General features: G+C 45.0%; 30 protein-coding genes and 1 pseudogene. 11 read left to right on the plus strand and 20 right to left on the minus strand.

The window, feature by feature from the left end; translation table 11 throughout:
* The 3 genes and pseudogenes from L1D44_RS16855 to L1D44_RS16865 form a co-directional block, all read right to left on the minus strand.
* Window positions 1–410, minus strand: a pseudogene (locus L1D44_RS16855) (transposase); the annotation flags it as partial.
* A gap of 301 nt (window positions 411–711) precedes the next feature.
* The gene (locus tag L1D44_RS16860) at window positions 712–1128 is read right to left on the minus strand and encodes a transposase (protein WP_239892495.1); all 417 of its coding nucleotides are present in this window, start codon (window positions 1126–1128) and stop codon (window positions 712–714) included.
* A gap of 170 nt (window positions 1129–1298) precedes the next feature.
* Window positions 1299–1550 (minus strand): hypothetical protein, encoded by a 252-nt coding sequence (locus L1D44_RS16865; RefSeq protein WP_239892496.1) that lies wholly within the window; start codon window positions 1548–1550, stop codon window positions 1299–1301.
* A 302-nt stretch (window positions 1551–1852) separates the two neighbouring features.
* Here L1D44_RS16865 and L1D44_RS16870 point away from each other — a divergent pair, with 302 nt between their 5' ends.
* Both L1D44_RS16870 and L1D44_RS16875 read left to right on the plus strand, forming a co-directional pair.
* A complete protein-coding gene (locus L1D44_RS16870) occupies window positions 1853–2341 on the plus strand; it encodes a hypothetical protein (RefSeq protein ID WP_239892497.1) in 489 nt (162 codons plus the stop codon).
* Between the two features lie 345 nt (window positions 2342–2686).
* Entirely contained in the window at window positions 2687–4057 is a 1371-nt protein-coding gene (locus tag L1D44_RS16875) for an endonuclease/exonuclease/phosphatase family protein (RefSeq protein ID WP_239892498.1), read from the plus strand.
* Between the two features lie 64 nt (window positions 4058–4121).
* Here the strand turns inward: L1D44_RS16875 and L1D44_RS16880 are convergent, their stop codons facing one another.
* Both L1D44_RS16880 and L1D44_RS16885 read right to left on the minus strand, forming a co-directional pair.
* Entirely contained in the window at window positions 4122–4439 is a 318-nt protein-coding gene (locus L1D44_RS16880) for a hypothetical protein (protein WP_239892499.1), read from the minus strand.
* Between the two features lie 214 nt (window positions 4440–4653).
* Window positions 4654–5181 carry a hypothetical protein gene (locus L1D44_RS16885; RefSeq protein WP_239892500.1) on the minus strand — a complete coding sequence of 176 codons (528 nt, stop codon included), beginning with the start codon at window positions 5179–5181 and terminating at the stop codon, window positions 4654–4656.
* A gap of 395 nt (window positions 5182–5576) precedes the next feature.
* On the opposite strand from L1D44_RS16885, the gene L1D44_RS16890 reads away from it, so the two are divergent.
* On the plus strand, window positions 5577–6377 hold the full coding sequence (locus L1D44_RS16890) for a hypothetical protein (RefSeq protein ID WP_239892501.1): 801 nt from the start codon (window positions 5577–5579) through the stop codon (window positions 6375–6377).
* Between the two features lie 79 nt (window positions 6378–6456).
* Here L1D44_RS16890 and L1D44_RS16895 read toward each other — a convergent pair whose 3' ends face one another.
* From L1D44_RS16895 to L1D44_RS16940, 10 genes are read right to left on the minus strand one after another with little or no spacing between them, the layout of a single operon-like run.
* Entirely contained in the window at window positions 6457–8157 is a 1701-nt protein-coding gene (locus L1D44_RS16895; protein WP_239892502.1) for a Na(+)/H(+) antiporter subunit D, read from the minus strand.
* A complete protein-coding gene (locus L1D44_RS16900; protein WP_239892503.1) occupies window positions 8144–8530 on the minus strand; it encodes a hypothetical protein in 387 nt (128 codons plus the stop codon). Before L1D44_RS16900 ends, L1D44_RS16895 begins: the two co-directional genes overlap by 14 nt.
* Entirely contained in the window at window positions 8520–10010 is a 1491-nt protein-coding gene (locus tag L1D44_RS16905) for a monovalent cation/H+ antiporter subunit D family protein (RefSeq protein WP_239892504.1), read from the minus strand. The genes L1D44_RS16900 and L1D44_RS16905 overlap by 11 nt, the downstream gene beginning before the upstream one ends.
* Window positions 10007–11485, minus strand: coding sequence for a monovalent cation/H+ antiporter subunit D family protein (locus L1D44_RS16910; RefSeq protein ID WP_239892505.1), 1479 nt, complete (start codon window positions 11483–11485; stop codon window positions 10007–10009). The genes L1D44_RS16905 and L1D44_RS16910 overlap by 4 nt, the downstream gene beginning before the upstream one ends.
* Complete coding sequence (locus L1D44_RS16915) at window positions 11479–11847, minus strand: cation:proton antiporter subunit C (protein ID WP_012278426.1); 369 nt, start codon at window positions 11845–11847, stop codon at window positions 11479–11481. Before L1D44_RS16915 ends, L1D44_RS16910 begins: the two co-directional genes overlap by 7 nt.
* Window positions 11847–12806 carry a Na(+)/H(+) antiporter subunit B gene (locus L1D44_RS16920; RefSeq protein ID WP_345773641.1) on the minus strand — a complete coding sequence of 320 codons (960 nt, stop codon included), beginning with the start codon at window positions 12804–12806 and terminating at the stop codon, window positions 11847–11849. The genes L1D44_RS16915 and L1D44_RS16920 overlap by 1 nt, the downstream gene beginning before the upstream one ends.
* 32 nt (window positions 12807–12838) lie before the next feature.
* On the minus strand, window positions 12839–13180 hold the full coding sequence (gene mnhG / locus L1D44_RS16925; protein WP_239892506.1) for a monovalent cation/H(+) antiporter subunit G: 342 nt from the start codon (window positions 13178–13180) through the stop codon (window positions 12839–12841).
* Entirely contained in the window at window positions 13177–13473 is a 297-nt protein-coding gene (locus L1D44_RS16930) for a monovalent cation/H+ antiporter complex subunit F (RefSeq protein WP_220769806.1), read from the minus strand. The genes mnhG and L1D44_RS16930 overlap by 4 nt, the downstream gene beginning before the upstream one ends.
* The gene (locus tag L1D44_RS16935; RefSeq protein WP_239892507.1) at window positions 13473–14066 is read right to left on the minus strand and encodes a Na+/H+ antiporter subunit E; all 594 of its coding nucleotides are present in this window, start codon (window positions 14064–14066) and stop codon (window positions 13473–13475) included. The genes L1D44_RS16930 and L1D44_RS16935 overlap by 1 nt, the downstream gene beginning before the upstream one ends.
* Before the next feature lie 26 nt (window positions 14067–14092).
* Window positions 14093–14524: a hypothetical protein gene (locus tag L1D44_RS16940; RefSeq protein ID WP_239892508.1), complete on the minus strand. Its 432-nt coding sequence runs from the start codon at window positions 14522–14524 to the stop codon at window positions 14093–14095.
* A gap of 1165 nt (window positions 14525–15689) precedes the next feature.
* Between L1D44_RS16940 and L1D44_RS16945 the strand changes: the two genes are divergently transcribed.
* Window positions 15690–16928 carry a DUF1963 domain-containing protein gene (locus L1D44_RS16945; protein WP_239892509.1) on the plus strand — a complete coding sequence of 413 codons (1239 nt, stop codon included), beginning with the start codon at window positions 15690–15692 and terminating at the stop codon, window positions 16926–16928.
* A gap of 282 nt (window positions 16929–17210) precedes the next feature.
* Window positions 17211–17645 carry a hypothetical protein gene (locus L1D44_RS16950; RefSeq protein ID WP_239892510.1) on the plus strand — a complete coding sequence of 145 codons (435 nt, stop codon included), beginning with the start codon at window positions 17211–17213 and terminating at the stop codon, window positions 17643–17645.
* A 69-nt stretch (window positions 17646–17714) separates the two neighbouring features.
* Here the strand turns inward: L1D44_RS16950 and L1D44_RS16955 are convergent, their stop codons facing one another.
* Together L1D44_RS16955 and L1D44_RS16960 are read right to left on the minus strand one after the other, a co-directional pair.
* The gene (locus tag L1D44_RS16955) at window positions 17715–18281 is read right to left on the minus strand and encodes a DUF1629 domain-containing protein (RefSeq protein ID WP_239892511.1); all 567 of its coding nucleotides are present in this window, start codon (window positions 18279–18281) and stop codon (window positions 17715–17717) included.
* A 172-nt stretch (window positions 18282–18453) separates the two neighbouring features.
* On the minus strand, window positions 18454–18888 hold the full coding sequence (locus L1D44_RS16960; protein WP_239892512.1) for a cytidine/deoxycytidylate deaminase family protein: 435 nt from the start codon (window positions 18886–18888) through the stop codon (window positions 18454–18456).
* Between the two features lie 227 nt (window positions 18889–19115).
* Between L1D44_RS16960 and L1D44_RS16965 the strand changes: the two genes are divergently transcribed.
* Together L1D44_RS16965 and L1D44_RS16970 are read left to right on the plus strand one after the other, a co-directional pair.
* Window positions 19116–20222 carry a M20/M25/M40 family metallo-hydrolase gene (locus L1D44_RS16965; protein WP_239892513.1) on the plus strand — a complete coding sequence of 369 codons (1107 nt, stop codon included), beginning with the start codon at window positions 19116–19118 and terminating at the stop codon, window positions 20220–20222.
* 260 nt (window positions 20223–20482) lie between these two features.
* Window positions 20483–20626 carry a hypothetical protein gene (locus tag L1D44_RS16970; RefSeq protein WP_239892514.1) on the plus strand — a complete coding sequence of 48 codons (144 nt, stop codon included), beginning with the start codon at window positions 20483–20485 and terminating at the stop codon, window positions 20624–20626.
* Window positions 20627–20808: 182 nt separating this feature from the next.
* On the opposite strand, the gene L1D44_RS16975 is transcribed toward L1D44_RS16970, so the two are convergent.
* Together L1D44_RS16975 and L1D44_RS16980 are read right to left on the minus strand one after the other, a co-directional pair.
* On the minus strand, window positions 20809–21273 hold the full coding sequence (locus L1D44_RS16975) for a c-type cytochrome (RefSeq protein ID WP_239892515.1): 465 nt from the start codon (window positions 21271–21273) through the stop codon (window positions 20809–20811).
* 98 nt (window positions 21274–21371) lie between these two features.
* A complete protein-coding gene (locus tag L1D44_RS16980; RefSeq protein ID WP_239892516.1) occupies window positions 21372–21809 on the minus strand; it encodes an Hsp20/alpha crystallin family protein in 438 nt (145 codons plus the stop codon).
* 384 nt (window positions 21810–22193) lie between these two features.
* On the opposite strand from L1D44_RS16980, the gene L1D44_RS16985 reads away from it, so the two are divergent.
* The 4 genes from L1D44_RS16985 to L1D44_RS17000 all read left to right on the plus strand — a co-directional run bounded on the left by L1D44_RS16985 (window position 22194) and on the right by L1D44_RS17000 (window position 26566).
* Entirely contained in the window at window positions 22194–22442 is a 249-nt protein-coding gene (locus L1D44_RS16985; RefSeq protein ID WP_220769786.1) for a DUF3297 family protein, read from the plus strand.
* Between the two features lie 186 nt (window positions 22443–22628).
* Complete coding sequence (locus L1D44_RS16990; protein ID WP_239892517.1) at window positions 22629–23549, plus strand: glucosaminidase domain-containing protein; 921 nt, start codon at window positions 22629–22631, stop codon at window positions 23547–23549.
* 441 nt (window positions 23550–23990) lie between these two features.
* Window positions 23991–25118 carry a GGDEF domain-containing protein gene (locus L1D44_RS16995; protein ID WP_345773640.1) on the plus strand — a complete coding sequence of 376 codons (1128 nt, stop codon included), beginning with the start codon at window positions 23991–23993 and terminating at the stop codon, window positions 25116–25118.
* A 362-nt stretch (window positions 25119–25480) separates the two neighbouring features.
* Entirely contained in the window at window positions 25481–26566 is a 1086-nt protein-coding gene (locus tag L1D44_RS17000) for a DUF3083 family protein (protein WP_239892519.1), read from the plus strand.
* Between the two features lie 190 nt (window positions 26567–26756).
* Here L1D44_RS17000 and L1D44_RS17005 read toward each other — a convergent pair whose 3' ends face one another.
* Entirely contained in the window at window positions 26757–26966 is a 210-nt protein-coding gene (locus tag L1D44_RS17005) for a hypothetical protein (RefSeq protein ID WP_239892520.1), read from the minus strand.
* Window positions 26967–26995 lie beyond the last annotated feature (29 nt).

The following is a 26995-nucleotide window of genomic DNA, read 5'->3' on the forward strand; positions in this document are numbered from 1 at the left end:
GGCGTACATAGTGCGGAAGCTTTGCCTAAGGCGTTGACTTGGTAACTAGACCATTGATATTTACAAGGATCATCAACCATATTTGCTCTAACTGGATTGAGCTCTATATAGCGATATAGTTGCAGTAGATAGTCTTCAGCTTGTACTAAGCAAGACTTATATCGCCCCTCCCATAGTGTTCCAGAGCGTTTATAAGTGTAATTAAAGTATCTTACGTACTGTCGTCCAAGGGACTGCATCATTTGGCTAATAGCATTAGTCTCTCGTGGTGTGCAAAGTAGGTGGACATGATTTGTCATAAATACCCAAGCATGAATTTCCACCTGAAACTTCTTGGCGTAGTCCTTTAGCCAGCCGGTATAGGCAATAAAGTCTTGTTCTGAAGTAAAGCAGGCTTGGCGGTTGTTGCCGGAATAAGTGGGGTCAGAGTAAACTTTATGCTGTTGGCTTTGTTGGCCGCCCCATTTTCTGTGGTCTCATGTTTGTGTTTGTTAGTTTTTCAATTTCATCTTTAAATTTATCATTTCCGATTGCCATGCCTTTGTGGGTTGCTTGTCGAATATCCTCAATCATTTTTGTGTCTAGGTGATGTTTAAACAGGGCTCGATAACATGTTTGTCGGGTTTTATCGTTAGGATGAATAGCAAGGTAAGCTGGGTGAGGCGTACATAGTGCGGAAGCTTTGCCTAAGGCGTTGACTTGGTAACTAGATCATTGATATTTACAAGGCTCATCGACCATATTTGCTCTAACTGGATTGAGCTCTATATAGCGATATAGTTGCAGTAGATAGTCTTCAGCTTGTACTAAGCAAGACTTATATCGCCCCTCCCATAGTGTTCCAGAGCGTTTATAAGTGTAATTAAAGTATCTTACGTACTGTCGCCCAAGGGACTGCATCATTTGGCTAATAGCATTAGTCTCTCGTGGTGTGCAAAGTAGGTGGACATGATTTGTCATAAATACCCAAGCATGAATTTCTACCTGAAATTTCTTGGCGTAGTCCTTTAGCCAGCCGGTATAGGCAATAAAGTCTTGTTCTGAAGTAAAGCAGGCTTGGCGGTTGTTGCCGCGTTGAATGATATGTTGAGGTATGCCTATCGGATTGGCTCTCGGTTTTCTAGGCATGTGCAAGTTCCCTTTGCAATGTTCACTATGTTAATGAGTATAGATGAATAGTTTTAGTTTACTCTGACCCCACTTATTCCTTATTTTTGCTTTTCACTTACTTACTCATTCTCCAAATTAAAACAAGATAAAAAATAACAACGGCAAGCCACTCTAAGCTAAAAATAACACTAATCGGTAATGACATCAGATTTGCCCTCTGTAGAGATGTTTCCTTGAAAACCGAGACATTGGCTGTTGGTTGTTCGCTGTTGCAATTTGAGTTGTTTAGTCAGCAAGCTATGTATGGCAATCAAGGTGACTGTACCTAAATAGGCCTGTGAAATATCGAGCATCTCTAGGTGTGCAAACAAGCCTAGCACTGTGGCTAATATTGGCGATATTTGAGATGAAAAAGTATAGTGTAAGTTTTTGAAAAACATATTTAGTCTTAATGGCCATAGGTAAATCGTGCTTATAAGCTCAAAGAGCTAGTGCAGAATAAGAAACACAGTTGAGCCCTATGCGCAGGCTTCTTATTGACGATAAAATGATAAATTTTTTGTTTACGGCAATACAGGAATTAGAGAAATTCAATTTTGGTTGAACAATTGGGGGGAGAAAAATCAATCATAGAATCCTTTTCTTTTGCTTTGTTTTCTATAACAAAAATGCTTTTCTGCGCTTTGACTGCACATTAATGTGAAATCACTTCAAATATAATCCTCACTTTTGCGAGTCAATTATGAAAACAATCAATATTACTTGGAAAGAAGGTGAAGAGTTTCATGAAGGTACGGCTGGGCTGAATGCTTGGCATGATTTTCAAGGCTACGGCAGTGTTGAATTTCTCACCCGAGAAGACCTGGCTATTGCTGATAATATGCAGCAATGGTTTATCGATAATGAAAAACGCATTTATGCGCTAGTCTGCGATTATGTGAATGAAAACTACCAAGAGCTGCTTGAAGATTCTGAATTTCTAGATGTGTTTGACGAAGATTCAGAATCTTACGAAACCTGTGTCGGCGAGGTGAATGAAGCCGATATGCGAGCAGGGGATATCTTTAAGTTAATGCAACTTTCCGCATTTGTGTTGCATCACCCAGACAAAAACGCAGTAGGGATGCTCTTTGAATGTGCTTGGGATGAAGAGCATGGCTTTGGACTGGTGATCCAAGGGGATGAAATTATCTCTCAAGATGGTGCGCAGGTCGCGTATAGGGGGCTGTAAAGCCCTTACTTATCAATTCAGATATTAACCTCTTACTTGGCCGCGTGGTTTGCAGAGTAAGAGGTTTTCCAGTCTTGTATTGCGCGATGGGCGCTTAATTGTTTTCAGCAACTCAGCAACTCAGCAACAGAAGCATGCACTAAGGCTACCTAGGTACAGCCCAATTTAATTATGCAGCTGTTTAATCATGACAGTTTGTTAACTCCGTGCTGTTTATCTTGGCAAGCTAATGGTCTAAGTCACAAAAAGATAGGACTCTTCTATCTTTTTCTATACACCTGTATAGACTCCATCGGGAGCTCAAATTAATTGAGCCAATATAATAAATTAAAGATGGGTCACTATATGAAACTACTAAAAACTGCCGCAGCTTTAGCTGTAGGCGTTGCACTACTATCGGGTTGTAATGATGATGACGTAAAGTATGTTGATCATACTGAAGTCAAAATTGCGACTTATAATCTCTCTTTTGATCGCAATACATTCGCAGACTTAGTCGCAGAAATGGCGATCGCTCCTGCTGAGCAAAACACGTTGGTAGCAGCTTATCTGGAAGATCGCGATGCGATGGAGCCTGCAGAGCAAGTTACAGCGGCAAAAGTTATCCAAATCCGTAACGTTGCTGCCATTATTCAGAAGAACCGCCCTGATGTGCTAATGATGGGTGAATATAATAACGATGGTACTGGCGAAGACCTATCGGCTCTGAAAGGCTTCCAAACTAACTATCTGTCAGTTGCTCAAAGCATCGATGGTGCAGGTGGTGAAGCTAACCTAGAGCCGATTGAATATCCATTTGCCGAAAGCTACGCTACCAATACAGGCCGTCTTAGTGGCTTCGACTTGAATAACGATGGTTATGTCGCGACTGAAGCCGATATTGGCACGCCAGCTTACGCTAATGATTCATGGGGATATGGCGAATACCACGGTAAATACGCTTTCGCGCTGATGTCTAAGTTCGAAATCGATACTAAGAACACGCGTACTTTCCAAAACTTTAAGTGGAAAGATCTTGAAGGCGCTGAAAACCCATTATTAGATGGTCAAAACTGGTACACAGATGAAGAGTGGCAACAGATGACTCTGTCATCTAAAAACCACGTTGATGCGCCTATCTTAGTACCGACTAAAGACGGTACTGAGACTATCCATATCCTAATGTCTCATCCTACTCCACCAGTATTTGACACGGGTAAGAATAAACTTCAAAACGCTGCAGAAGTTGAGTTCTGGCACAACTATGTCACTAACGCACAAGCGTTTTACGATGACGCCGGTAATACTGGTGCACTAAAAGAAGGCGCACACTTCGTGATTGTAGGTGACCAAAACCTTGATGCAGCTCCAGGTGCGGGTGATGGCCTTACTGAAGTCATGGCTGAGCTACACGCTGATCCTGTTGTTAACCAAAATGTGACTAACGGCGACCTATATCCTACAAGTTATGGTGCAGCTGAGTACGCGGCAGACCGAAGCTCTGAACATCCTTACCCTAACCGCATTACCGCTGAATTCCATAACCCGTACGGCGGTATTAATGCTGACCACGCCATCCCATCTGCGTCGCTCAATATTGTAGATTCAGGTGTATACTGGCAGGCAAGCTACCAAGAAGGGCGTATGTTATTTAACGATAAACGTATCGGTAAATACGGTAATGGTAAAGACGTGTCTTCTGACCACCGCATGGTTTGGGTTAAAGCTAAATTTTAATCTGAATTAAACTCAAAAAAGCCCCGAATTATTCGGGGCTTTTTAAGTTAGATAGGCTTCACTTTTAGTTACTCTGGCGAGAAAGCATCTGTTTGAGCTGGGCTTCTTCAGCCTTGGTAAGCATAGGCTGAGGGGCGACCTGTATGTTGGTCGGGCAGGCTGTTTCGTTATCTAAAACGGTATCAAATACCTGAAAATGGCTAGCTGCTAGTGTCTGGTATTGGCAGATAAGCAAGTTGTCATCGGTTTTCGATTTCACCAAGTTAGCGGTTACCGCCGTATTTGAGGAGGCGTGAACGCTACCCATTGAGATAAATAAGCTCAGAGTGATAGTGGTTACCGCTTTCACAGTTGTTGCTAGCATTTTAGTTAATTGCTTCATCTGTCGCCTCTGCTTAATCATCCTAACTTGATGATTAATATAGCAACAGAATGCTGTACGGAAACTTAACGATTGACTACGGAGCTATCTTTTCAGCTATCTTTTCACCTATGTTTTTAGCTCTGTTTTTACTTCTTTTGAGTTGAGGTTCTTACTCGGATTTCATTTAACTTTCTGTTGTCTGTTAGAGGCTTATCGCTTTCAGGCTTTAACTTTATGACATCTCCAACTCCATTGTCCAATCAGCCACTTTGACCGGTTTCGCGTATGAGGGGTTCTTAACCGATTCAATGGCATCGATAACAGACTTATGGAAAAAAACGATGATTGACTCAAATGAGGGGGTAAACACAAGTCTGTTTTCTAAGGGAATGGCACTGAGCTTATCGAAGTCAAAACCTATCTGCTCATCAAGAATATTAATGATGTTGTAGCAGTGAAGGTACAGATAGTCCTTATCAACTATCTTAGCGGGAACAAGCGAGTTGTTATATAAACTTAGTTCAACTAACGGCTTTGCGTAGTCCATATCAAACAGCAGCTTAGTGCCAGCTGAAATATCAAATGCTGCCTCTATGGGTTTGAAGGTTTTCAGACTTTTACATTCGAAACTGGCGGGTATGTTTGTTGATATCGCTTGGTCTCTTAAGATCCCCAATCTGCGACTGTCGTTCATATTGACTACAAAGTTGACTTTGGAGTAGTCATTTGAAAAAACATAATATTCATCTTTAATTGGCATCGTAGATTTATCCAGGGCTCTTATATGCATCATGGTAAACAAGCGAGAAGTCTCTTCTAAGCTTGAGTTGCAGAATTTAAACCCTTGGTCATTGTTATTACAAGACTTTCCTTCAAACTTGGCACTTTCATTAACCAGTCATAGGCGTACATCAAAAATGGCATGACTGTCAGCCTCCCTTGTTAAAAGTAGCAGCGCACCACTCATTTCTGTATCCATATGTGATAGAAGTATAACGGATTAGCAAATTTTGCGATTTAGCTTGCCTCTGTCAGTCATGTTCAACATATAATCCGCGTGATTTTCCCTATTAATTTAATCGCTTATGCCTTCTTTGTTGTTTTAGTGGGAAAAGTTCTATGTATTTTTTGGCTAAACTTTGGAATTGTGAATTGATGAAGTCTTTACTCCCTTTTATGTTAGGTACAGTCGTACTCGTTGGTTGTGGTGGCAGTGATAGTAGTGACAATCATGTGTCAGACTCAATCATTGCTGAAACGGTAAAGTGCACTAACTTGGCCGAAGGTGGCTTATGTACTCAAAATATTTATGGCGCTTGGGGGCTGATAGATCTGACATGGGCTACTTGTAATAGCGTGTATTGTTTTGAGGATGGTACAGCGCCTGCAGAAAGCCCAAGTTTGACACGTTGGCCTGAGGGGGGGCTTATCCCTGTTTATTTCCTCAACGCTGAAGACCCCCGTTTTACTTACGCAATGAATAAAGCGGAAAGTTTAGTTGGCTATCAGCTATTTGATAGAAAAGGCGTGATTAAGCTGGATATCAGCGACACGAATAACATTGATTACTCAAGTGTCCCTACGGACTGGGGCTTTATTTGGAGCCAAGGTACCACTGCAGGTAATTGCGGTTCAGGCACCGTATCTGTAGGGCCTATGACGACTAACATTGTCAACCATAGTGTTGGACTTGATTACGGTATCATTCAGCCTATAGGCAATACATTTACCTGGATCAATATCGATAGCGGAAGCCCGACCCCAGATCCAAGCTGTACAACCGTTGCTGATAACGAAGTTACCCTTCATGAGCTAGGCCATGCTCTTGGCATGAACAACCACTTCGATGGCTTTGGTAATGGCGGTGCATTTAATCAAAATGCACAGAGGGTATTACGTACTATCTATAGTAACCCTCCAGGACAGCCTTTTGATGCGTTAAGTATCGCGCAGTAGGGGTTAAGGTTAGGTGGTCGAATTAGTTGATAGCACTAATTCGACCACGGTTAACATCTAATTCAGCTCTCAACCTTCCCTAGCCAAGAAAACCGATAAACAGGTATGAGGCCAAGATCACGGCGACCCAAAGTACCATGTTGCCCGATGGGTAAGAGCCCGATAGTAAGCCTCCTAAGCCCTTATGCTTGTTGGCAATAATGGACTGGTATTGGCTTAGTTTGCCTCGTATCGCTTGGCGTAGCGCCCTATCAAGCTTCCATATTACTGCGAACAACTTGTGTAGCACTGAGGGAATGGCGCGCCTGTAGATCCAATCTACATCTAAGTTGGTCGAGCGTAGCTCTGGCGGATACATGCCTCTGAGGTTTAACCAAACAAAGGCTAAGGCAGAGAAGAACAGCAACTGAGTCTGTGCCAATACGTGGGTTGCATCATAAGGGTTGTAACCCGTGTCATATGGCAGCAGCGAGTATAGCGCCGCAGGGTAGATGCCGATGGCTATACACAGACTGGCAGCGATAAACATGGCGAACAACATATTGCTAGGCGGATCGCTGGCACGCAGCCCCGAGTCGTGGGCGAAGAAGGCAAAGTAGGGGATCTTGATCCCGGCATGGTGGAACACACCTGCAGAGGCGAACAGCAGCATCAACCAAACCCAGTCGTGTCCGGTTTCAAGGGCGGCAGACATCACCATAGACTTACTAACGAAGCCGCTAAACAGTGGGAAGGCCGAGATAGATGCGGCGCCAACGATACACAGAATCGTGGTCTTGGGCATGGTTTTATACAGGCCGCCGAGATCTGAGCCGTTGATTCGGCCTGTCATATGTAGCACTGCGCCCATGCTCATAAACAGCAGGCCTTTAAAGATCACATCGTTAAAGGCATGGGAAACCGCGCCGTTGATTGCCAGTGCGGTGCCAATGCCGATGCCGACTACCATAAAGCCGACCTGGTTAATCAGGCTATAGGCCAGTACTCGGCGTAGATCATTTTCAATCACCGCAAAGAAGATCGGGAAGCAGGTCATGGCTGCGCCAATGTAGATCAGCAGCTCGGTGCCGGGGTAGGCGCGAGCCAGTGCATAAACGGCCACTTTAGTGGTAAATGCACTGAGGATAACCGTTCCGGTTGGTGTGGCTTCTGGGTAGGCATCGGTGAGCCAGTTATGGGCAAAAGGAAAGGCACATTTAATACCAAAGGCGATAAATATCAGCCAGCCTGCGATCCCTTCTAGGCCTATGTAGCTAAAGGCCAGTGAGCCCGTTTCGGCGGCGTAAAATAGCGCGCCTACCAGCAAAATCACGCCAGACAGCACTTGAATGATCAGGTAGCGCATACCCGCATGATAGGCGCGGGAGGTTCTGCGCGCCCAGATCAGAAATACCGAGGTAAAGGCCAGTAGCTCCCAGAACACAAATAGCGTCAGCAGATCGCCCGCAAATACCGCGCCTAGCGCACTACCCGCATAGAACATGGTGGCGACCTGTTGCACGGTATCTTTAACGTGAAGCGAGTAGATGATGGAGATGAACGCGGCGATATGGAATACATAGCCGAACATCAGGCTGAGTTTGTCTGCGCGGTAGGGCACCAACTCATAATCTAAAAACGCCAGCTGCAGGTGAATGCCTTCGGGCACTGTCCACAGGTGTAATGCGCTAACGAAGGGAATGGCCACCATTATCGCGCCGCGCAGTTTGCCGCGGGTCATTGCAGCAATAAGCCCGCCGATAAAGAACAGGGTAAAGGGCGGTAACTCAAGCATCCACATGGTGATCACCTACTTTTTTATTTTTAGTCTGATTGCTTGCACCCGTGTGGGTGTTTTCATCAGTGGTTTTTTCTAAATTGCCTTCACTATTATTGTCACTAAGACTGTCATTGGGATCGTCATAATAGTCTTCCGAGCGCATCAGAAAGGTTCGCATCCAGCGTGCTACAAGTACCAAGATGACACAGCCGACAAAGCCATAGATGGGGTAGAACAGCGGCAGGTTCTCCCAGCTGTGGTACACATGGCGATGAATGACAAAATCAAGCACCACAAGCAGCGTGCAACAGGTATACAGAAGATACAAAATACGGTTGATGTTTTTTGGGTTATCAAAGAGATACTGCTTGTTCTGTTTCTGGTTAGTGTCCATGGCTGACTCCCGGTACCGTTAAGATGGTTTTTGCCAACTCATAGAGGGGTTGTGGATAGAGGAATAAAATAAGGCAACCTAAGGTGGTGATGGTGATCGCGATTAATGACACCAGCGGTGCCTCCTTGATCCCAGCTTTTGCCACAGGCTGATCTTTGCCAGAGAAAAAGGCATGGTATGGAATAGGCAGCAGATAGGCGATATTGAGCAGTGAGCTGACCATTAGTACCATCATAATGACCCAATGCTCGGTTTCCATCGTGCCCATCAACAGGTACCACTTGCTCCATGTGCCACCAGCGGGTGGGACACCGATGATACTCAGGCTAGCAATAAAAAAGGCCGCCATGGTGACAGGCATAGCAAAGCCTAGGCCGCGCATCTCACTCACTTTGGATTTATGGCTTGCCACCAGAATGGCGCCGGCACAAAAGAACAGGGTGATTTTGCCAAAGGCGTGGGTGGCAATGTGCATCGAGCTTCCGATCACCCCAGATGAGGTGGCCAGCAGTGCGCCTATGGTGATGTAACCCAGCTGACTCACCGTCGAGTAGGCGAGTCGCGCCTTTAGGTTGTCTTGGCGCATCGCCACGATGGAGGCCAGCAATACCGATGCCGCCGCTAAATAGAGTAGAAACTCGGTCGTTGGCAGCGTTGGCAGTAGCTCGATACCAAAGATAAACACACAAACTTTTAAGACGGTGAATACCCCAGCCTTGACCACAGCTACAGCATGTAGCAGGGCGCTCACCGGTGTTGGCGCCACCATAGCGGCGGGTAGCCAGCGATGGAACGGCATGATTGCGGCTTTACCAATACCAAACACAAACAGTACCAGTATGGCGCCCAGCAAACTGGTATCCACATCGGTGTGAAATACGCCGCCAGGTTTAAAGTCCAAGGTGCCTGATACAAACCAGGTCAAGACAATCGCCAGCAGGAAGAAGGCGATGGAGGTGCCGATTAAAATGCCTAAGTAGACTCGTCCACCTTGCTTGGCCTTTTCAGTGCCTGCGTGGGTCACTAAAGGATAGGTGGACAGGGTCAACACTTCGTAGAAGATAAAGAGTGTGAATAGGTTGGCCGAAAATGCCAGCCCCATAACAGCACTTATGGCTAGCGCGAAGCAGAGGTAAAAGCGAGTTTGATTCTCCTCGCCGTGGCCACGCATATACCCTATGGCATAAAGGGTGGTAATGAGCCAGAGGAAGCTAGCAATTAAGGCGAACAGCATCCCTAAGGGCTCGACAACAAAACTCATAGCCAAACCTGGCATCAGATCCCACCAAAACACCTCGATAGATGCGCCGGCACTAAGCCCTTGATATAGGTTTATCACACAGAAAAGGACCACAAGGCTGATGCTTATCGTTACAGCCTCACGGAGATTGGGGTGCTTTCCCGTTGCCCAGATCGCCAGTGTCGCGACCAGAGGCAAGATAATGGTTAGCTGCAGCAACAGCTCCAAAGATAGATTCATGGGTTAATTCCAAACAAACTTTGAGAGGCCGCCTGTGCCACCTGCACACTAAGGCGGGTATCGATGCCAAAATAGATGTTGGCCAGTACCAGTGCCCAAATTGGCGCGAGGAAGGTCCAAGGGGCTTCCTTGACTGGTTCACGACCCGGCAACGGCGGCTTGAAGTAGGCTGTTTCAACGATTCGCCATATATAAACGACTGCCAGCAGTGATCCCAGCAGTACTAACACTGCCACTGGCCACATACCCACTTCAATCGCAGCAAGGAGTAGATACCACTTGCTGATAAACCCGACAGTCAGCGGCACGCCAATCAAACTTAATCCGCCTACCACTATGGCTGCCATGGTGAGCGGCATCTGGCGTCCTAGCCCTTGGAATTGGCTAAGTTGTACGCTGCCGATGCGGTACATCACCGCGCCTAACGCCAAAAACAGCGCGCTCTTCATTAAGGCGTGATTAAACAGGTGCAACAGGGTCGCCATAAGCCCTGTGCTGGTGTCGATGGCATAACCAATGATCATATAGCCAACCTGAGCGATGCTCGAATAGGCAAAGATATGTTTTACATTGGTCTTATATATCGCCGCCGTGGAAGCGGCGAATATGCCAACCAGCCCGAGAACCATAAATAAGTTCTGCAGAGGGAGGATGGAGAAGGACAGCTCGATACCAAATATCGTATAGGTGATGCGGATCAGTAGATAAACTGCCACTTTAGTCGCCGTGGCAGCGAGAAAAGCAGTCACGATTGAAGGGGCATAGGCGTAGGCATTAGGTAACCACAGATGCAGTGGGAACAGTGCCAACTTTAAACAGACCCCGACGATCAAGAAGGCAAATGCGGCAAATAGGGTGCGTGTTTGCTCAACCTCGGGTAGTCGATTGGCGAGATCATCCATATTTAGCGTGCCCGTCATTTGATAGAGCAGGCCGACGCCGATTAGGATAAAGGTCGCACCGATAGTCCCCATGATCAGATATTGATAAGCGGCCCAAAGAGCGCGTCTATCCTTGCCCAAAGCAATCAGCGCGTAGCCCGATAGCGAGGAGATCTCTAAAAATACGAATACATTAAACAGATCGCCTGTGGCAACGATGCCGAACATGCCCGTCAATGACAGTAGGTAAAGGCTATAAAACAGGGTGTGACGATCTTTAGGCAGCTCTTTTTGAAGACTGGTTTGTGCTGCAAACAGGACGATTGTACTAATAGTAGAGATGATCAGCAGTAAAAGGGCATTGAGCTCATCGATGCGATATTCGATCCCCCAAGGCGCATCCCAGCCGCCGAGTTGATAGATAATGGTGCCAGAGCTCATCACCTGTTGCAGTAGGGCTATACTGGTTAGGCAAGAAAAGCCGCTCACTAAGAGGGCAAACAGCCACACCAGTCTGGAGCGGTCAAGGAACCAGCATAGCGGCGCTGCCATCAGTGGCACAACGACTTGTAAAATAGGCAGATGGGCTAACACTTTGAATTATCCTCGGTAAGCTGATCTTGGATTTGAATCTCATCTTCTTCTATAGAGCCATAAGCCTCTTTTATCCTTACGGCCAATGCGAGTCCTAGCGCAGTGGTTGCAATACCGACCACAATCGCGGTGAGAATAAGCACATGGGGGAGAGGGTTAGAGTAACGGCTTACTCCTTCGGCCAAGATCGGCGCACTACCGCTATCGACATTGCCCATACTGATATAAAAGATGAAGACCGAGGTCTGAAAAATCGTTAAGCCAACCAGCTTTTTGATCAGGTTGCCATGGGCGATAACGATATAAAAACCGATCATCATCAGCAACACCACGATCCAGTAGTTATAGAGTCCGAGTACCATTATCTCTCCTCACCGTTCTGTTGTGCTTCTCTGCGGCCTGCAAAGTTGAAAAAGATAATGATCATCACCGAGGCGACGGTGCAGCCCACTCCGAGTTCGATCAGCAGAATACCTAAGTGCTGGCCTGCAATCGGATCTTCGGCTAATACGTTATAATCTAAGAAGTTACCGCCATTAAATAGCGAGACTACACCAACGCTGGCGTATAGCAGCAGTCCGATAGCTGCGAGCAGTTGGAACAGGGATAGGCTAAAGATCCGCTTGGCATTATCTAAGCCGAATAACATGGCATAGAGGATGATTGCTGCGGCAAAAATCACCCCTGCTTGGAACCCACCGCCAGGGCCAAAATCGCCATGGAACTGCACATAGAGTGCAAACAATAGGATGATAGGGATCAATGCTTTGCTAATCACGCGCAGCACGATATGTTGCTTATACATCTGCTCTTTGCCGGACTCTTCTACGAGGTAAGGTTTACGACGTTGCGGTAAGGTCAACAGTGACAACACCCCAATGCCAGCGGTAAAGATAACGGCTACCTCGCCTAAGGTGTCAAATGCTCGATAGCTCGCCAGTACCGAGGTGACAATATTAGGGACACCGACCTCCTGCATCGAATCATTGATGTAGCGAGGTGCGACATGTTGATGAACAGGGGCATCGAAACTGCCAAAGTAGGGCATATCTAAGGTGCCGTAAATTAGCATTCCACCTGTGATAAGTACCACAAGTAAAGCCAGTAAAGGTTTATGGCGCTTAGGCGCCTCGGCTCGGCCTGTCATTGTGATGGCTGCCAGCATCAGTAAACCGGATATCCCCGCGCCCACAGAGGCTTCGGTAAAGGCCACATCCACAGCATCTAATACAACAAAGAAGCTTGCGGATAGTAAGCCATAGATCCCCGTTAACATCACCACGGCCAACAGATCTTTTGTTCGAACAATGGCGATAGCAATCACGACGAGAAAGCTTAATAGCACGACATCAACTAAGGTTTCGATGGCTTGTTCCCTCCCTTGTTGGTTGGCTCGTAGAGCACTGGATCCAAGTTGTTACGCAGGGCGGCTTTGGCCAGAGCATGACTTGCTGCGGGGTTAATCAATAGTGTGAACAGTAAGATCATCATCAACTTAAGTAGTACCACCCCATGAGGGGGTTGTAGCATTAGGCCGATGAGGATCATTCCAGCCCCTAAGGTGTCGGTGACGCCTACTGCGTGCATGCGAGTATAAAAATCTGGGAAGCGCAAGATGCCAATACCGCCGGATAGACATAGAAAACTACCGAGCAGCAAACAAAAGCCACTAGCGATCTCGAGTAAGAGATTCATCGTTTGTCCTTCTTGATTGATGCTGCCTCTGGACGCTGGTGATTAAATTCAGCAGAGTCAGAAAAGCGCAGTACGCCGATAACACTGATAAAGTTGATTAGGGCGTATACGAGGGCGATATCCAAAAATTCGGGCCGTCCCATTAGAAAGCCCAGTACAGAGATCAGTAGCACCGTTTTGGTGCCAAACATATTGAACGCTAAGATCCGGTCATATAGTGTGGGCCCCGCTATGCAGCGAATGATAGCGAGGAGCATGACAACGAGAATTGCGATAGTGGCTGCAGTTAACATCATTTTTCCAATTCAGTGACCCGGCGATCCATTTTGCCGGCTTTTAAGGTATCGATATTTTCCTTGCTCAAGGCGTGGATGATGACTTGATCATCGACTAAGCCCACCGCGACAGTACCCGGCGTTAAGGTAATGGAGTTGGCGTAGATAACCTTGGTGAGATCTGTACTCTGAGTGGCGTCTATGGTGGCAAGAGTCGGCGAGATACTGCTATTGCCAAGCCAAATCTGTTTAACCACAGAGATATTGGCGATGACGATCTCTTTTGCTAGCCATAACATGTAGCCGGGCATTTTAGCTGAAAGGTGAATGGGCAGAGACTCCTGGTCGACCACATCCATCCTGTGTGCAATATAGAGGACTAGCAGGATAGAGCCGCCCCCCAGTGATAGCAGTAGTGGATTGCTGTAATTTGAGTTAATCCACCAAAAGAGAGACAGGATTAAGCAGAGGCCAAGTGTATGGCTCGGCAATAACTTGGGTTTCTTGTCGGGGGTTAATTTATCTAATATTTTGTCTTCATTGATGCTCATTTTTTTCTCACCTTTACCAATAGGTTTATTGGGTTGGCTAGGCAGCACATGTAGTGCCATTACTGCTATCTATGGCTTTCAGTGGTTTATGAACATGAAGATTCCATTGCGAGAGCATTGAATATTTGTGAGTGTAACAACTGCATTGAGTCTATTGGATACGACAAATGTCCAACAAGGCGTTCTGCTAACTGCTCAGTACTTACATCTTTAGGTAGACATAATTGGACTGGCTTCTCCTCCGAAGTCACTTTTCCGACTCTGGTTCGGTAGGCTCTATCTAAAAATGCGCCCGATGTTTCATGCAAGACATAATTGGGTTTAGCGGTTAAGGAGCCGGCCAGAAATCCCTGAATATAGTAAACACAGGCGTTTGCTGGGAGTGCTTCAGGCGCATTCTTAAGTGACATACAAGACTCGAGTACTGCTCGTTCCTCATCTGTCGGTTCAGTAGAGCCTGCAAGTAATGAAAAAGATAGCGTTAATGTTAGTAATATTAATAACTGACTGCTCTTCATTTTTAGTTCCTCATTTATATGTGACTTATTCGAGTACAACTAGCTCGAGAGTCATAAATAAATCGTAAGCAGAAATTGTTATATTATTGACAAGTCGAATGTCGTAATCGCCAGTGACCTGCTTTAGTATATTAACGTCTTTACTCTATCCGCCTTTAACCTAGCTATATCGCTTGTGATCGCCAGCCTATAGAGAGGTTTACTATTAGATTTATTATTCATCCCTACTGAGAACTCATATTTTTATTGTTAGCTATAGTCACTCACTGACCTTTACAGTTAAGAGTAAATGGCTGGTCAGTGTAAACTCGAATATTGTTGCCATATTGTTCGGGAATAACGATCTATTGTTATAAGTGATTGTTTTTTCAGTGTCAACAGTTTGTTGTAAGTGCTTGTTTTATGTGGGTGGCGTAATAATTAAGTTTCAATTTATGTTAAGTTAAGCTTGTTTGAAGCTATTTTTAAGATTATTTTAAGCTTGCTGGTGAGGTAATTTGTCAATCGAATGGCATTTTTGCTTAAGGCGTTGCATACCTATATGGCGAGTTTTAATTTGAATATTTTAGGTTTGATAATTGTTTTATTGCGAATTTAGCATAATAAATATGACGCCATAGCGAATAGCATCAGTGAATGGCATATATTGGAGTTAATACTCGGGACTTGATTAATTCTGAAGATGAAGATTGTTAGGTGTAAGCCTAAAAGCAGGTAAGTTAACGGGAAAGATTTTATAGAGTGAGCAGATGATAAATGTAGTTATAAGCTTCAAATTATAATCAAGGATATTCACGCACACATACTGCGCCCACTGTTTTATTCAAATAGATAGTCATCCTATGAGGTGTTTTTACGCTTTCTTTACCTGCTACCTCATGGATGCACTCTTAACTCTCACTTTTTCAATTTAGCTTGTCGATCAATGACTGTTCTATCGCGGACTCGATTAATACTTGTTATAACTATCGCTCCGAGCAAGGCAACCGTTACATCATCTTGGAGCAAGCGGGTCGATTCTATTTTTCAGGGTTCTAGTGGTGAAAACCCATTGCAGTAACTCATTGCTAAAAATTAATGCTTTTGCTAAAGCCACTCTTATCTCACCCATGATGGATAATGGCTGGCTTTCTTATGTTTAACCTTTGTCATCTTAAGGGCAGTTATGTTGAAAGAGTGGTTTTGGCTTTTTAAAAAGATAAAGTCGAATGAGCAGTTTGGCGAATATCAGCCAGCATTACAAAATATGCTCGCTGCAGGGCAAGACATTCATGAGCGTGATGGTAAAGGGCGTAGCGCCTTAGAATATATTTTTGCGAAACCCTTCCCATGTGTTGAGCTGGTATCTTGGCTGCTTAACCAATCAAGTTTTGATCCGGCCAAAGAAGCAAGTCTCTATCCATACAGTGTTGATTTACCTAAGGGCCATTTCCAGCTCACTAAAGCCAATAACATGATGGATAAATTAGATGAGTTAATGCCATCGGCGCGTTGCGGTCTTGAAGATATTACTGAGAAAGCCCGTTTAGCTGAGCCCTATTTACGCTTGTTAGCTAAGTTTGAACAGGCAGGCTTAACCAATCAATTTCAATCCGGTAGTGAGTTTTATATGCAAGCGTTTGCAAATAAGCGAGAAAGCTTAAAGCAGCTGCATGAGCTAGAAGCGCTGTTCGATGACCTCTGCGTTGGATTTCATATGCTTGCAGCAGAGTATAGTAATGAATTCCAGAGTCGCATCGCTGGCGCCCCTTGGCTGCCCAGTCCTGACTCCGCTAGTGCTCGCGCTAATTTGGAGCTTATCGCCAATGATGAGAGCCTAAGGCTTGCCTTGCAGATTAACTTTGAAGAGTTACAAGGGCGTAATCCCGCCCTTCCAAGTAAAGGCTTACTGCAGGTTTATATTCAAGAGCCAGATGAGGGAGAAGAGCCAACGGGTCGCTGCGAAGCGATATTCTGGACGCAGGCCGATATGGAGAGCCTCAATTGGGTAGAATACCGAGACAGATCGATAACAGGGGACTATCTAGCGCCCTCGGGTTTCGACGTTAACCATCGCAGGAACGGCCAATACCCTCTTAGTTGGAAACCATATACTCAACTGCCAGCTTGTGAAGCTGATATTACTGCGGTTATCGACAAAAATAGCTTAGAAATCGATCCTGAACTTTATACCGATTTGTACTATGACTATGGCTTAATGCCTCGGGTTGAAGCGCGCACACGGGAAGTCTTTACTGAAGAGGGAGCGTTCACTGAAGAGCCGTACCTGCCTGAAAATCATATCGCTATCTTAAGCTATTTATATACAGACTTTGGAAGCAGTCTCTATAGTATTCCAGTCGATGCGCTAAGAGGGGATGAGACTGATTGGCGCCAGTTAACCCACACCTTTTGCAACGATTAACACTGGACCAAAAGCAACACAGGTACATAGCTTTAGTGTGATCTGGTGTGTATTTGCATCACTGCGGATCACACCAGGGTTGAGCTAGCCACTTACTGAAAGTCACTCGCGGGTTATTGGTATTTTTAATGCTGGGCAAGGTTATTGCATTGAATATCGATACGGGGGATTCCATTTCAGGGCTTCACTAAAACTCTTATAAAAGCTTAGCAATACTTTGCTCGTTAATATGTATCCCATCAATTTAGTTATCAAGAACCATTAAATTTACTGGGGAATACTATGAACTTAACTCAAGCATCTTTTACTAAAACACTGCTGTCTGCCATCGCTATTTTAATGGCTTCTGTGTCGGTCTCTATGCCTGCGCAAGCGGCGCCCTTACCCGTTGTGGTTGCAACCTTTAAATCAATCAACACTTCAATGCAGTTCCATACTGCACCTAAAGCATCCTTTAAGGCATCGAATGGTGTTGAGATTGCCATTCATATGCCACGTAGCTCTGATGATAACAGAATACTCATTATGGATAAGGACTGGTCTATTGTACCTAACCACTATACTACAGCTAACCATATGGGAATTATTGAAGCGGCCTATGAGTACGCCCGTAGTGAAGGATTGAATGTTGAATTAAAAAAGGCTGATCAGTTTTATTATGATGGCAGCCACGGCTTTGCTTATGAAGTTGAAGTTAAGGATGAAAGCAAAAGCTAAGCCTTGTTGTCCTAAGACTGGTGCTTCTCTTTTCATGATTTATAGATGATTAGGGGAGCTATAGCCTAGCTAGCCAAATTCGTTATAGCCATCAACTGAATAGAAGCTGATGCCTTGCAGCTTATGCTCTAGGATTTTATTGACTATGCTCTTATGAAAAAACACCTTATCCTTCCAGCCGCTGTCTCGAAATATTAACCTTTCCTCTAATGCGATTTTGGCTAGCCGACTCTCGTCTAAAACGAGTTTCTTCATTCCTGAGATAAACTCACCGCCATTAAACTCATCATAGTAGTCGAACTCGCTGTGCTGGCGGTCAATAGCTTTAATTTCGTTGCCGATTTGAATCATGTGGTAAAGGTGCTCACCTTGATCGATTAATTTGATTTTGACCCAATTGGTACCATAGGTGTTGCTGATATTTAATTGCTGTAATAAGCCGTCTTTGATGCACAAAGAAGGCACTAGGAATATATCTGCCAGAGGATAGTTTTCTTCAGCGGCAAACCTTACTACTAGTGGCACCGGCTCTAGGGGATGGGTGAACAGATTAGAAGGCACCGCATCTGCATATTCATCGGGAAAGTCGTAAAAAGGGATATTCATATTCTCGGATGCGAAAAAGTATTCACTCATTATTTTATTTCCTGAAGACATGCTTGGGTAAATGCTAGCAATAACATCATGTTGTAACAACATCGCATATTGAAAAGTGAAAGCTAACTCAATTTAGCGTCAGTTGTTCAGCAGGGGAGAAAGCAAAAGGGCGCTAATTAGCGCCCTTTTATTGATTGTTAGCTCATGTGTCTTAGTCGACCTGCATCCAATCGACTTTGACACCCGCTTGGTCAAACATATCTTGGCTAATCTTAATCTTATCAGCCCAGCGTGATAAAAAGTCTTCGCTTGGTTGTGGGCTATGGACTGTGCTTAAACCTGTTTGGATGATTTTGGCGGCACAGTTAGGGCAAGGAAAGTGAGTTACCCAGATCTCGCAGCCGCTGAGATCGCGCTTGGCATAGAGAATGGCGTTCTCTTCGGCGTGGAGGGTCTTTAGCAGTTTCATCTCTCGGTTGTCGGTTTCGGCACTATCTGAGATCCCATGGGGGTAGCCATTGAAACCTAATGAGACAATCCGGTTATCTTCGGTGATCACCGCACCCACTTGTGTGGAGGGATCTTTACTCCAAGATCCAACGAGCTCGGCCATCTGTAAGAAACGTGTCGCCCACTTTGTCATCATCTAACTGAAACTCCTAAATCGATACTATTGAATAAACCGCTTACACTTGGCGTTATTCTCTATGGAGAACAATGATAAATCAACATATAGTCAATCAATAAGGAATTAAGTTAGCTCAGAGTCTGAATCAACTGACTCTTTCTCGCCTTTTTTTGATGTAACCCTGCTATCTCGCGTGTCAGTTGGGTTTATGATTCTTGTTCGTTTCGCAAACAGAAGTCGCACAGATGACAAATATCAATCAAGAAAGACTCGTTGAACACTTTATCTCGCTGGTGAAAATCGACAGTGAATCAGGCAATGAAAAAGCGGTTGCTGAAACCTTAGTTGAGCAGCTTGGCCAACAGGGCTTTGAGGTGGTTCAGCTTGCTGTGCCTGGCACTATTACGAACGGCTTTAATATCTACGCAAAGCTGCAAGGAGAGCTTGATGGAAGCATAGTTTTCAGCAGCCATATGGATACTGTGACACCCGGTAATGGTATTGAACCTATCATCGAAGACGGCATCATTCGTTCTCAAGGCGACACCATTTTAGGCGGAGATGATAAATCGGGGATCGCCGCTGTGATGGAGGCCGTTCGTAGCATTCAAGAGAGCGGCGAAGCCCATAAGACGATCGAAGTGGCGTTTACCGTTTATGAAGAGCGCGGCATGCACGGCTCTAAAAACTTCGATATCAGCAAGATTGAATCTAAGCAAGCGATTGTACTCGACTCGGGAGGCCCTATTGGCACCATTATCACGACCGCTCCAGGTCAGCAAAGCCTAAAAGTGACCATCAAGGGTAAGCCTGCCCACGCGGGACTCGAGCCTGAAGCGGGGATCAATGCGCTGACGGTCGCTGCCGATGCGATAAGCAAGATGCAACTGAGTCGCATCGATGATGAAACCACCGCCAATATCGGTGTGGTGCGAGGTGGTCAGGCGACCAATATCGTGATGCCAGAGCTGCACATTGAGGCTGAGGCTCGCTCATTGAATGATGACAAGCTGGCAAAGCAGGTAGCGCATATGGTGTCGACTTTTGAAGCGGCGGCGCAAAAGCATGGCGCGAGTATAGAGATTGACTCAAGCCGTTCTTATAACGCCTACCATATCTCGGATGACGATGCCCATGTGGTGGCGATAAAGGCTGCCTTTGAAGCCATAGGAATTGAAGCCGTCACTAAGCCAACAGGCGGCGGATCAGATGCCAACATCTTTAATGAACAAGGTTTGAAGACGGTTAACTTGTCGACGGGTATGTCTAAGGTGCACACCACGGATGAGTTTATTGCGGTAGCCGATTTAGTGGCAATCACCAACTTTGTTCGCTGTTATCTAACCCGTTAATTTTCAGCCTATCAGCACTAATATTTAGCGATAGTTGAATGAATAGCCTCTGGGGCTGAGCCGTTCTCTTAATTGGGAGCGGCTTTTTATTTTATGGAGTTTCATCAGGCTTTACTATTTTTGCCATCTTTGTTGGTTAAGATTAATTTTCGTTGTAGTTAAGATTAACATTTTTTCAAGCAAACTATTTTGTGAGTAAAATCAAATTCTACCGCAAACCTTTGTGCAATATTCATCCCGATTTATCTATGGGGATCTAATTGAACGAGAGGTTTTCGATGGAGTTTTTAGATGATGTGCCAACCCTTTTCTTATTGGTGGGGAGTATCGCCCTTGTCCAGTTTTTGGTTGTCGCTGTTGGGCTCATGTTCAATAAGCTGCAAGGTCTCTTTAGGCAGCAATAGCGTTCATCAATGAAAAGCCTGCATAGCAGGCCTTTTTTTATCTGGTAGTTTTGATGTAGTGATTACTCGCTATTGGTTAGTAAGGATTCATCGCTTAACTCCCAATTATTCAACTCCTCACTACTCAGTTAGCAACTACTCAGTTAGCAACTACCCGATAACTCAATGACTCCAGTTATTAGTTAAGGCCTATCGTATCGATAGGGGGAATATTCCGTTCGGGGAGAGGGCGCCAGTTTGTAATAGGGCTGTAAAAATACGACTAGGTTAACCAGTTCCTCGACAGTCATCACGCTATTAAAGCTCACCATTTTAGATTTGCCATCGATTTGAACCGCAGACTTGGGGTACCCCTCTATGAAGCTGTGCGATGGATTGATAATACCTGTGACCAGAGCAGCGTAGGTTTTAACCTTGTTCGATTCACCACCTAGAGGGATTGATAATATAGAGTGTTCGATAGCTTGTGGTTGCTCTATACCCTCTAACTGATGGCATGAGAGACATTGATACTTCAAGAAGGCTTGTTTTCCCTTGGCCACATTGCCATCAGGGAGGTTAAAACCCTGAGGGGAATCCACCGACTTGTCACACCCCGATATTGCTGCAGCAATTAGGGCGAGCATGCATAGATGTAATAATTTCATATTCAGTCACTCCATCCTGATTAATCTCTTGTTGTTATCTGCTGCGAGCAATTATCACGGTGTTACTTGCCAATAATTTAGGTTAATGGCGGGAGGGACTACTCAATGCTAATTTTTTTTACCTCTTGCTTATTGTTAGTTGACTTAGGTAATACTAACTCCAATACACCATCTTCATATTTAGCTTTAATGTCTTGTTCTTTAATATTTTTGCCGAAATTAAAACTGCGATAATAGCTGCCGTAATGCCTTTCTTTCAGCATATTGCCGCTACTTTGTTTTTTCTCGAATTGCTCATCATGTTCAGCTTTTATAACCAGTTGGCCATCATCTAATGACACATGAATGTCATCTTTACTAAAGCCGGGTAGCTCGGCCAGTAAGGTATATTCACCTTCCGTTTCTTCTATATCTACAGCAGGCATCTTGCTGGCTTTATTGAAAAAATCAGAGCGTAATACTGGGCTGAAAAAGCCTTGGAACATGTTGTCATCAAAAACTGATGGGAAAGCTCTGGAGTGCTTGGCAGGTTTCATCACTAATATCCTCATCTAGGAGAAGTTAGGCGGTTTGGGGTGTAAGTAAACTATAGTCGTTTTTGCTTGTTTTTCGAGCTGATTTGTTACCTAAAACAAGGGGCGATAAGCCACGCAGCAGTAGCCTGTTAACACTCATTATGAGTGTTGCTTCTAGAGGGGGAGGATTGCAGTGACTAGAGGGGGATAGTCCTTCATTTACTCTTGCGGTCATTGCTTTTATCTGGGGGGGGGGGTGAAGCGATAGTTCATCTTGAATACTCGCGAGAATCCACTAACATTTATTACGGTCACTATTGAGCGTTAGGCCTGTATTGCCTACAATAGCGCACTTTTTGTTTACTGCAGTTTCTATAACTGCCACTTTTATTACAGGCCACGATTATGACTGACACGAGTTCACAACCAGCTTTACCAGATCGCCTTTCTGTTAACCCACGTAGCCCACACCACGTGGAAGCTATTTTCGAGTTTGATATCGGTATCAAAGTTAACGGCAAAGAGCGTTTTGATGTTGAAGAGTATTGCATCAGTGAAGGCTGGGTAAAAGTACCTTCACACAAAGCACTAGACCGTCGTGGTCAACCGCTAATGATGACTGTTAAAGGTCAGGTTGAAGCTTTCTACAAGTAATAGTCATCAGTGACACAGTTACTGAGTTCTTTGTAAATAAAAAGGTCGCAATAGCGGCCTTTTTTATTTTGTTAATCAGGGCTACTGCAGTGGACTTAGCAGCCTGATACAAACTAGTTTTTACGGTTTGGCTGAGATATATTGAGAAACTCGCCTGGCTTTTCCTTTTCAATTGAGAACACTCGAATGCCCTGTTCAAGAATCCTTGCTAGTTTACTTTTACTGGTTTCTCCTTTCGTCTTGGCTGGTCCTAGCTTGCAGCTAAGTCAGAGCCTGCCGCTGCCTCCCGAACAAGTTATGCAGCCATATCCAGAGGTAAGCGTTAGCATGCTGCACTCTGCTAAGGAGCTTATCGCAGCCTTTGATGGTAACGACTATCAGCTCACGACCGTCGAGCAGAGCAAGACATTGCCTAGTTATTTTGTTGAGAATCTGCCTAGCGATTTAAATGCCTTGCCGGTATCGCAAAAAACAACTGGCTTTATTCGGTTACTCTTGCCAACTATCAAGGTGGTGAACGAGCGTATTTTGTTGGTAAGAGATGAGCTAAACAGGCTATCGGCTAAGCCTAAATCCCAGTGGTCTGAGGCCGAGAAGCGCTGGGTGCAGACGTTGTCAGACTCTTACGCGATTCAGTCAGGTGAGATTGCCGAGCTACTCTTGCATATCGATATTATTCCAGCGGGCATGGTACTCGCCCAAGGCATCGATGAGAGTGGTTGGGGCACAAGCCATTTTGCCATCGCGGGCAATAATCTCTATGGCGAGCACCTGCCCCACGATGGCGGTAAGTTTTTAACGACGCCGGGCGGTCAAGTGAAGGTGGCTGCATTTAATGATCTGTATCAGAGCACTGCAAGCTATATGCATAATCTCAATACGACAAGAGCTTACAAGGAGCTTAGGCTTTTGCGGCAGCAGCTGCGGACACAAAAAAAGTTAACAGGCTATGAGTTGGTGCAATCTCTGCTGCATTACTCTAGCCGCGGTCAGGCCTATGTGGACAACTTACGAGCGTTGATCAAACGCCACCATTTAGATGACTTCGACCAGACTAGGCTGAACACGAGTGATAGTGTTCGTTATCGTTTTAGTGATGATGGCTAATGGCTATTAACTTATCGGCTCAGCTTTTTATTAGGGGCTGAAATGATAATAGAAAGGCCGCGATAGCGGCTTTTTTTTATGTTGATTTTATATCTATGATATTGACCACAAAGGCGTTATTTTGCAGTTGCTATGATAATACACCCTGTTGGCTTTATCTTATGAAAATAGTGTCGACTTACTAGGGGATGTATTGCTGTTTCGAACTCATCACCCTTAACCCATTTGATGACTGAATCACTCACTCGCATTTAACCTGAGTAATGGCCTATTTAGTGGCTTATAAGAGATTAAGTATGAGTTGTGGGGCTGGTTGCTTAAGTAGGCCGATATAGAGCTACGGGTTTAATTCGATTATTATTGAGGTTTGTTTTGTCTGCTTTTTACCATCGTTGTCGTTACTTTTTCCTTCCTCTTGTCTTCACGGCTTTTGGCCTAGCTTTGACCGAGATCTATCAATCAGACTTGCAGGCTTGGCAGGGGGTGATAGAGCAGCTTCCCTATTGGTTACTGCCCGCTGCAATCATTATCGCGCTGCAGTTTAACCGGAGTCGCTTAGCTTATTTGGCAGCGATCATGCTGACTTACTATCTGTGTGTGACCCACTCTTTGTTAGAGCCTGCGCTGCTGGAGCTATATTCACAGCAGATCTTACTCGGCGGAGCGTTCACCATTAGCGGATTTGCCTTTATTAAAGATAGGGGGCTGTTATCTCCCCACAGCTTGGTAAGAGTGGTTGGTTGCGGGCTTTGCTTTGCGGCCGGTTTTGGTTGGCTGTGGGCTAACCGCCTGTTTAAAGTACAACTCGATGAGCTACTACCTAGTCTAATAGACATGGAGGTTAGAGTCATAGCCCCCTTGTACCTGTGTGGTTTATTGGTGTTTATCCGTGGACTCTGGCAGGCGAATCTGGTTAATAGCGCTATCTTTATCACCCTCGCGCTTTGGGCTGTTCAGTTTGAGTTTACGGGCTTAGTTTCCCTTGCAACTTCGATGACTGTATTAGCCATTATCTATATTTTGACTGTGCTGACCGACTCCTACTTTTTGGCTTATCGCGATGAACTGACCGGACTTGCCTCTCGCCGAGCCCTGTTTAACTTAGTGCTTGCTTTGGGGCGTAAATACAGTGTGGCTATGCTGGATATCGACCACTTTAAGAAGTTCAACGATACCTATGGTCACGATGTCGGTGATCAGGTATTGAAGTTAGTCGCCAGCAAAATTGCTGGTGTGCGCGGTGGCGGTAGAGCTTTTCGTTATGGTGGTGAAGAGTTCACCATTATCTTTCCCCGTAAGGATGCCCAATCGACCCTGAGTTATCTCGAAGAGGTGCGCCAGACGATTGAGGAGTACGATATTGTGCTTCGAAATGAGCAGCGTAAGAGTCAATCCAAGGCTAAACGTGGTAAGGCTAAAACGAGCAACCAACAGCGAACGGTGAGTGTCACCATCTCCATAGGCGTTGCCGAACATCAAAGTGGTGAAACCTTTGAGCAAACAATGAAGCGCTCCGATCAAGCCTTGTATAAAGCTAAGAAAAAGGGTCGTAACCAAGTCTGTGCTTAGCGCGGTTTATGGGGAGCTAGATAAAAGAGCGAGTCGGCGTTATAGATATGAATACTCATGGAGCTTCAGCCACTCGCTTTTGAAAGCTCCCCAAACTGACGCATCGGTTCTGATAGACCCTTTGCAATAAATATTCGATAGATAGTGGGGCTAAATTAGAGACGTGTTTCTTGAGATAGTATGACTGCGATTATTTTGACTTAGTGGGTATTTTTAGCTGTCGATTTAATAAATAAATCATATTCGAGGCGTACCATGTTGTTAGTAGGTAAAAAATGTGGCCAATCGCAGCATTTTTGTCAACATTTATCGTTACCATTGCTACAGCGCTACACATGGTTAACTTATCTCAAGGAGTATTTATGTCCCTTAGCCATCAGCAAAAAGTGTACATTCCCAAGGACGTTCGGGCGAATCAATATATCACCGCAGAAATTAAAGTAACCGATGCATTACTGGCTCATTATCCCGATTACAAGACGTGTTATCAGACTCTTAGTCGCGCAATTTTCAGCCTTGGAGATCAGGAAGAGTTATATAACCTTCATGTGATCACTAACGATAAGTTACCCGTTGTGCGTTTTCATTCTGAAGCCTATTGCTTCCCAACTGCCGAACAGCTCATCTTCTTCTATAACCCTGTCTATCATGAATCGCAAACGCTACACACAAAGGATGATTATCGCGCCCGTAAGATCAGGATTGTGTTCTTAGCGACTGGTGACGAGATCCGCAGTCATTCGGCCAGTTTCCATATCAAGGTGCAGTCTTTCCTCGCCAAGCTCATGCCACAACTGCCAGAGAAAGATCTCACCATTAAGGTTCGTGACCATCAGCATATCTCTTACGACCTGTTCGCCAAGTCGAAAGGCAATAAAGAGACCTATGGTTATAAGCTACGTTCGATTAGCCACAGGTATAAAGCAAGAGAGTGTCCAATCCCTGAGGAGCACGGTTCGCTTTGCTACGTCACGGTGAAGTTACCCCTAAGTCGCAAGTTAAAGCAGGCGATATTACCTGAACACACTAGCGACTTTACGCCACTGTATCAAAAGCTGGAAGATGCTTTCCTTCAAGCGGCTTCCGCTAAAAAATTAAATCGAATTGCTATGGTTGCTAACGGCTTAACGCCGCTTGTGCGTAACAGTAAATTCGATCAAGTCGATGGTACCGATGAGGTGCAGATGCTTGGCTTCGACCCTAATATTGAGGAACAGCAGTTTATCCGCCACTGGGATGGTGACAAGTTAGTGGAGATGGTGAGCTTTACTATTGCTGCAGGCACCAAGGACATTAAAGATGGTGGCTATGGTCGCTACTTGAATCGAGTGGAGGAGGCGCTTAAGAGCTTTGCCGCCGAGCTACCGATAGACAAGTCTCGGGACGATTTGATTGTGCGCTTCCACCAACATATTAGCTACCAAGCGCCGCAACAACTGCTTAGCTAATTGGTCTAACGGTAAGTGGGGTGAGGCTGAGGTTCGGGTGTCGCTACATCATCAGTTATTGATGTGACAGGCTACACCTTAGATGAAATTGCCTTCATCCTGCTTTATCGTTTTTGCTGCTTTGATCTTAGGGGCATTGAGGTTACGACAGGCCGCTTGGCTTGATGATTAGCTGTCGTTGCAGAACCTATTAGAAAGAGGTCGAAAAGTTACCGATAAGCTGATTGTCACTATCGATGATTTTGCCTTGGCGGGTCTCATCACAATAGCTAAAGTCGATGTTTCTATCTACAACATTACCCATCACCAAAACATGACGTAATAGTACATCGCTATTTAGCTGGTGGATGAGTGCATCCCAAGAAATATTATCTTTAAAAATATTAAAATTTACTCTCATTTAAACCTTTTTTAGTTGTTTTCGCTAGT

This window comes from Shewanella sp. Isolate13 (assembly GCF_022398325.1).
Classification (GTDB): Bacteria; Pseudomonadota; Gammaproteobacteria; order Enterobacterales; family Shewanellaceae; genus Shewanella.

Bases quoted from the DNA above. Each gene is read 5' to 3' on its own strand.
- L1D44_RS16860 (WP_239892495.1), bottom strand. From the start codon at position 1,128: ATGCCTAGAAAACCGAGAGCCAATCCGATAGGCATACCTCAACATATC.
- L1D44_RS16865 (WP_239892496.1), bottom strand. From the start codon at position 1,550: ATGTTTTTCAAAAACTTACACTATACTTTTTCATCTCAAATATCGCCA.
- L1D44_RS16870 (WP_239892497.1), top strand. From the start codon at position 1,853: ATGAAAACAATCAATATTACTTGGAAAGAAGGTGAAGAGTTTCATGAA.
- L1D44_RS16875 (WP_239892498.1), top strand. From the start codon at position 2,687: ATGAAACTACTAAAAACTGCCGCAGCTTTAGCTGTAGGCGTTGCACTA.
- L1D44_RS16880 (WP_239892499.1), bottom strand. From the start codon at position 4,439: ATGAAGCAATTAACTAAAATGCTAGCAACAACTGTGAAAGCGGTAACC.
- L1D44_RS16885 (WP_239892500.1), bottom strand. From the start codon at position 5,181: ATGCCAATTAAAGATGAATATTATGTTTTTTCAAATGACTACTCCAAA.
- L1D44_RS16890 (WP_239892501.1), top strand. From the start codon at position 5,577: ATGAAGTCTTTACTCCCTTTTATGTTAGGTACAGTCGTACTCGTTGGT.
- L1D44_RS16895 (WP_239892502.1), bottom strand. From the start codon at position 8,157: ATGTGGATGCTTGAGTTACCGCCCTTTACCCTGTTCTTTATCGGCGGG.
- L1D44_RS16900 (WP_239892503.1), bottom strand. From the start codon at position 8,530: ATGGACACTAACCAGAAACAGAACAAGCAGTATCTCTTTGATAACCCA.
- L1D44_RS16905 (WP_239892504.1), bottom strand. From the start codon at position 10,010: ATGAATCTATCTTTGGAGCTGTTGCTGCAGCTAACCATTATCTTGCCT.
- L1D44_RS16915 (WP_012278426.1), bottom strand. From the start codon at position 11,847: ATGGTACTCGGACTCTATAACTACTGGATCGTGGTGTTGCTGATGATG.
- mnhG (WP_239892506.1), bottom strand. From the start codon at position 13,180: ATGAATCTCTTACTCGAGATCGCTAGTGGCTTTTGTTTGCTGCTCGGT.
- L1D44_RS16930 (WP_220769806.1), bottom strand. From the start codon at position 13,473: ATGTTAACTGCAGCCACTATCGCAATTCTCGTTGTCATGCTCCTCGCT.
- L1D44_RS16935 (WP_239892507.1), bottom strand. From the start codon at position 14,066: ATGGCACTACATGTGCTGCCTAGCCAACCCAATAAACCTATTGGTAAA.
- L1D44_RS16940 (WP_239892508.1), bottom strand. From the start codon at position 14,524: ATGAAGAGCAGTCAGTTATTAATATTACTAACATTAACGCTATCTTTT.
- L1D44_RS16945 (WP_239892509.1), top strand. From the start codon at position 15,690: ATGTTGAAAGAGTGGTTTTGGCTTTTTAAAAAGATAAAGTCGAATGAG.
- L1D44_RS16950 (WP_239892510.1), top strand. From the start codon at position 17,211: ATGAACTTAACTCAAGCATCTTTTACTAAAACACTGCTGTCTGCCATC.
- L1D44_RS16955 (WP_239892511.1), bottom strand. From the start codon at position 18,281: ATGAGTGAATACTTTTTCGCATCCGAGAATATGAATATCCCTTTTTAC.
- L1D44_RS16960 (WP_239892512.1), bottom strand. From the start codon at position 18,888: ATGATGACAAAGTGGGCGACACGTTTCTTACAGATGGCCGAGCTCGTT.
- L1D44_RS16965 (WP_239892513.1), top strand. From the start codon at position 19,116: ATGACAAATATCAATCAAGAAAGACTCGTTGAACACTTTATCTCGCTG.
- L1D44_RS16975 (WP_239892515.1), bottom strand. From the start codon at position 21,273: ATGAAATTATTACATCTATGCATGCTCGCCCTAATTGCTGCAGCAATA.
- L1D44_RS16980 (WP_239892516.1), bottom strand. From the start codon at position 21,809: ATGAAACCTGCCAAGCACTCCAGAGCTTTCCCATCAGTTTTTGATGAC.
- L1D44_RS16985 (WP_220769786.1), top strand. From the start codon at position 22,194: ATGACTGACACGAGTTCACAACCAGCTTTACCAGATCGCCTTTCTGTT.
- L1D44_RS16990 (WP_239892517.1), top strand. From the start codon at position 22,629: ATGCCCTGTTCAAGAATCCTTGCTAGTTTACTTTTACTGGTTTCTCCT.
- L1D44_RS17000 (WP_239892519.1), top strand. From the start codon at position 25,481: ATGTCCCTTAGCCATCAGCAAAAAGTGTACATTCCCAAGGACGTTCGG.
- L1D44_RS17005 (WP_239892520.1), bottom strand. From the start codon at position 26,966: ATGAGAGTAAATTTTAATATTTTTAAAGATAATATTTCTTGGGATGCA.